The sequence below is a fragment of the Methylobacterium sp. D54C genome, assembly GCF_053345595.1.
Genome location: NZ_JBKFAK010000071.1, coordinates 1 through 2,923, shown reverse-complemented (window position 1 = coordinate 2,923; position 2,923 = coordinate 1). Strand labels below are relative to the sequence as shown.

The following is a 2,923-nucleotide window of genomic DNA, read 5'->3' as shown; positions in this document are numbered from 1 at the left end:
CCTTCAACCGCCTCAAGGACTTTCGCCGGATCGCAACCCGCTACGACAAGCTTGCCCGCAACTACGCTTCGGCCCTCGCTCTGGCCGCCGTCATCACCTTCTGGTGCTGATCGAGTCCAAACCCTAGAACGAGCGTCCGACCCTTCGTCAGCCCAAGGGTGGCAACGGTATCCCATACCCCGATGAAATACGGGTAGGCGTTTGACGGGGTTGAATGGTCGGGCGCGGCCGAGGCGTAATGCTCTCGGAACCGGCGCGCCAGTTCCATGCGTATGGACTTGTACGGGTCACCTTTGATCGAGCTGCCGAACTGGTAGACGTGTTTGACGGCCTGAGTGGCTATCGCCTTCGCCGATGCCGGATCCCGCATAAGTTGCTGATCAGGGCCACTCCGGGTCGGGATGCCACATAGCGAGAGCACGCCTGCGACGCAGCGGACGGTGTAGGCGCCACGGCTGAACCCGATCAGGTAGATCCGGTCATCCGGCTCCCAGACGCGCAGGATTGCCGCGTAGCAGTCTATGATGTTGCGGGTTATGCCGAGACCAGTCGCTTGCCCAAGAATGTTGTAGAGCCAACGCCACCAGCCTATCTTGATATCGCTGCCAGCAGCCTTGGACCCCAAGCCGTAATCGTAGAACGCTATCTGCTCGGCCGGATCAATGCTGATATCAGGGCAGATCCGTGCTGCGCGGAACAACTTGTACACGTTGCTCCGATTTTCGTCGGTAAGCAGACCGCCGCCCTGCCCAGTGCCATCTGAAAAGATGACGATGTTTTTGGCCACGCCCCTCCTCCTTTGGCAAAATTATAAGTATACTGCTCACCGGACAGCACCGGATGAGCGAAATCTAAGGCCTAAGCTTGATCAGCACGAGAATGCCCCGATGGGCGCCAGCGCACAAAGCAATTGATCGGGGTTTTATCCCTAGACCTGTACGAACGCGTTCACCGAATCCTGCCAATGCGGAGTCATTCCGCGAAGACCACTGCCCCACGGAGGAGAGCTGCATCAGCAAAGCCGCCGCATCGGTTACTGGACACAGATCTTCCTTCGCAATCTGCCTATCCGACCTCAACTCCTGCCGAGCTATTTGCGGGCTCACTCTTCCGAGTGCCGCCTTCGAGATAGAAACGCGCTGTAGCACGCAGGCGGTCCGTTAGTTCATAGATCTGATCAAGAGTATCTATCCGAACTTTTTCTTCTTTCTCCTTATCAAACAAACCCACGTACTTAATGCTGCGGTTGAAATGAAGTCGGGCCAACGGCTTGCGATTGTTATTATCGACAATGATTCCACAATAGCTTTTCTGATCACGAATGATAACTCGATCCGCTTTGATTACCTCGCGGACGATAGCGCGCACGATCATATAGCCCTCGCGCTCCTCGTCTGCAGTTACAATTTCTTCCTCTTCTGGAGAGGCGACATCAAGTGGCATAAGGGTCAAATCTTCATTGTCAGCCAGTGCCGACGATAGTCGAGCCTGCACAGCATCACGGATAATCTCGCGGAATGCGGCTTTGACCAAGGGAGTGAACTGATCACGAACCTGGGCCGTAAACCTTCCCGTTTGGAGTGGAGCTGCAACCATGCGCACAAAATCTTCGCTGGGCGCATCCATCAATGTATGCAGTTCTTTTTTAATCGCAGAAGTATATTTAAGGCGATGCGCGGACTGTAAAATGCTGTCGACATTGAATTCATTTCGACTAAATTTTCGTAATTCTGCGATTACCGAGGCATGCAAATCCGACAAATCAAATATCAAAAACGGCCGATCGTCCAGCTTGTTCGGGGACTCCAAGTCGGTATGGAAATGAAACGTCCGACCATTGGTCAGGATTGCAAATTTTGCATCCGTGACAGAAAAATATCGATACAACTGCGCTAGATGTACCTTATCCAGATTTGTCGTGATCGGCTTACACTCGACTAGTATCCGCACTTGGCCATCAAGCTTAAGCGCATAGTCGACTTTCTCGCCCTTCTTACCTACCGCATCGGCGGTAAACTCGGGGATCACCTCGTTTGGATTGAAAACATCATATTCCAACGCAGCAAAGAACGGCAGCACGACCGCCGTTTTGACCGACTCCTCAGTTAGCATCGCACTTGAATGAGACCGGACCCGCTCAGCGATTGTGCGTAGCTTTTCTTCAAGGCTCATTCCAGGATACCCCACCTGATTCGCCCTTTGATCCTACACACCTTTTCATAGGGTGGTAGCGCGTAGGTGGTATCTGAGACTGACAACAGCCTAAGGTGTGCACTGTACTCTGCTCGGTGCGGGCTTGCGTCACCACATGCGGGCCGCGATCTCCCGTTCCTCGGCCCCCAGCACGTCCGCGTAGATCGCCTTGGTGGCGATATGCTCGTGCCCGAGCCAGCGTTGCAGCAGGTTGAGCGGCACGCCGGAGCGCACCGCATGGACTCCGAACCCGGGCCGCAGTCCGTTGGGTGAGACGTGCAGCCCGGCGTTCCCGGCGGCGGCATCGAGGTCGGCCGAGGCCAGGGCGAGAGCTTCGGACAAGCGGCAGCCGGTCCAGGCCAGCAGATGGCAGAACGCCCGCAGTTCCGGCGCGGCGCGGTCGGCCGCCACGAGGAAGCGGCGGCGCTTGTCCGGATTGAGGTACTTACGGTGTCCGCGTGGGGTGTGCAGCCGCCAACCGGCCGGGGCGGGATAGGCCATGGGAGCGGCGCTTTCCTAGAAACCTGACCCTCCGCGCAGGCGTTCGCGGCGGGCGTGAACCGCTATTCCCCATTCTGTTTCACACCAAGCCGTGGCCTTGATCGTAAGCGTCGTTCTCAGGCCACGGCTTTGAGGGGCTGCGGGGCGTAGGCCCAGGGCAGCAAGTCGTCGATATGGCTCTGCGGATGGCCGGCGACGATGCGGGTGATGACGTCGGTCAGGTAGGCCT

General features: G+C 56.8%; 4 protein-coding genes and 1 pseudogene. 1 reads left to right on the top strand and 4 read right to left on the bottom strand.

The window, feature by feature from the left end; all coding sequences use genetic code 11:
- Positions 1–110: pseudogene (locus tag ACLBYB_RS32480) on the top strand (IS5/IS1182 family transposase); the annotation flags it as partial.
- On the opposite strand, the gene ACLBYB_RS32475 reads toward ACLBYB_RS32480, so the two are convergent.
- The 4 genes from ACLBYB_RS32475 to ACLBYB_RS32460 all read right to left on the bottom strand — a co-directional run.
- Complete coding sequence (locus ACLBYB_RS32475) at positions 62–787, bottom strand: phospholipase effector Tle1 domain-containing protein (protein WP_447701337.1); 726 nt, start codon at positions 785–787, stop codon at positions 62–64. The pseudogene ACLBYB_RS32480 and the gene ACLBYB_RS32475 overlap by 49 nt on opposite strands.
- Before the next feature lie 278 nt (positions 788–1,065).
- Positions 1,066–2,172: a type I restriction enzyme HsdR N-terminal domain-containing protein gene (locus tag ACLBYB_RS32470; RefSeq protein ID WP_447701336.1), complete on the bottom strand. Its 1,107-nt coding sequence runs from the start codon at positions 2,170–2,172 to the stop codon at positions 1,066–1,068.
- Positions 2,173–2,301: 129 nt separating this feature from the next.
- Positions 2,302–2,694, bottom strand: coding sequence for a tyrosine-type recombinase/integrase (locus ACLBYB_RS32465; RefSeq protein ID WP_447701335.1), 393 nt, complete (start codon positions 2,692–2,694; stop codon positions 2,302–2,304).
- Positions 2,695–2,810: 116 nt separating this feature from the next.
- A partial coding sequence (locus tag ACLBYB_RS32460) for a transposase domain-containing protein (RefSeq protein ID WP_447701338.1) occupies positions 2,811–2,923 on the bottom strand: 113 nt, incomplete at its 5' end.